Source organism: Enterobacter cloacae complex sp. 2021EL-01169, from assembly GCF_020733125.1.
Classification (GTDB): Bacteria; Pseudomonadota; Gammaproteobacteria; order Enterobacterales; family Enterobacteriaceae; genus Enterobacter; species Enterobacter roggenkampii.
Map to the genome: position 1 here is coordinate 1 of NZ_JAJFTC010000057.1, position 979 is coordinate 979.

General features: G+C 61.4%; 2 protein-coding genes. Both read right to left on the bottom strand.

The features are described 5' to 3' along the window. Nucleotides 1–121: 121 nt before the first annotated feature. The gene (locus LLF79_RS26845) at nt 122–679 is read right to left on the bottom strand and encodes a recombinase family protein (protein ID WP_003100847.1); all 558 of its coding nucleotides are present in this window, start codon (nt 677–679) and stop codon (nt 122–124) included. Then, nucleotides 673–979 (bottom strand): hypothetical protein (locus LLF79_RS26850; protein WP_227880622.1); only part of this gene is annotated, 307 nt, incomplete at its 5' end. The genes LLF79_RS26850 and LLF79_RS26845, both read right to left, overlap by 7 nt.

Sequence of the window (979 nt, forward strand, 5' to 3'; positions counted from 1 at the left end):
AGTTTTTACCCAGATCGATACCAATGAGCGCAATGTTTTCCATGATAGTTCTCCGAATGAAAGCCTGTCCTCAGCATAGTACCGGGAAGGAGGGAGTGACCATCTCATTAAATAAAGCACGCTAAGCGTGCGTGGAGGCTGGCACCCAGCGGTACAGCGTCGGAATGGACACGCCGAGGTTCTTGGCCACGTCCTTGGGCGGCACCCCGCTGGCCAGCAGCTTCTTGGCCGACTCGATCTTGCTGTCGGTCATCTTCGGCTTGCGGCCGCCTTTGCGGCCGAGCTGCTTGGCGACTTCCAGCCCGGCGCGGGTGCGCTCGACGGTCAGCTCGCGCTCCATTTCGGCAAGGCTCGCCATGACGTGGAAGAAGAACCGCCCGGATGGTGTGCCGGTGTCGATGGAGTCGGTGAGGCTCCTGAACTGGACACCGTGCTTGTGCAGATCGCCGACCAGATCGACCAGTTGCTTGACCGACCGGCCCAGCCGGTCGAGCTTCCAGACGACCAAAGTATCGCCTTCGCGCAGCATTTCGAGCGTCTTGGCCAAGCCAGGCCGGTCTGCCCGCGTGCCACTCACCTTGTCCTCGAAGACCTTTTTACATCCGGCCTTGCTCAAGGCTTCGCGTTGCAGCTCCAGGTTCTGATCCTGCGTCGAGACGCGCGCATAGCCAATCAACATGGCTTGTCTCGCGCCCGGTCGATGCGTTCCTGCATCGCCTGCATCACTTCTTCGTGGGTGTACGATCTGGCGTTGGCGTCGGTGGCTTGCCGCAGGGCTTCCTCAACCTCGCGCGTCATCCGCTCGTAATCCTCCGGCCACAGCGCTTGCTCCATGCGCAGCGACGCCTGACTCAGCAGGTGCAGCAGGCTGAACAGCCGCATGTCGTTGGTGGCGACGATGCGCTCCCGAATCTGCTCCTGAATAGCTTCGCTAGCCCGATGCGCTTGTGGTGTGGCAGTCCCCTCGTAGTCAGCGGGG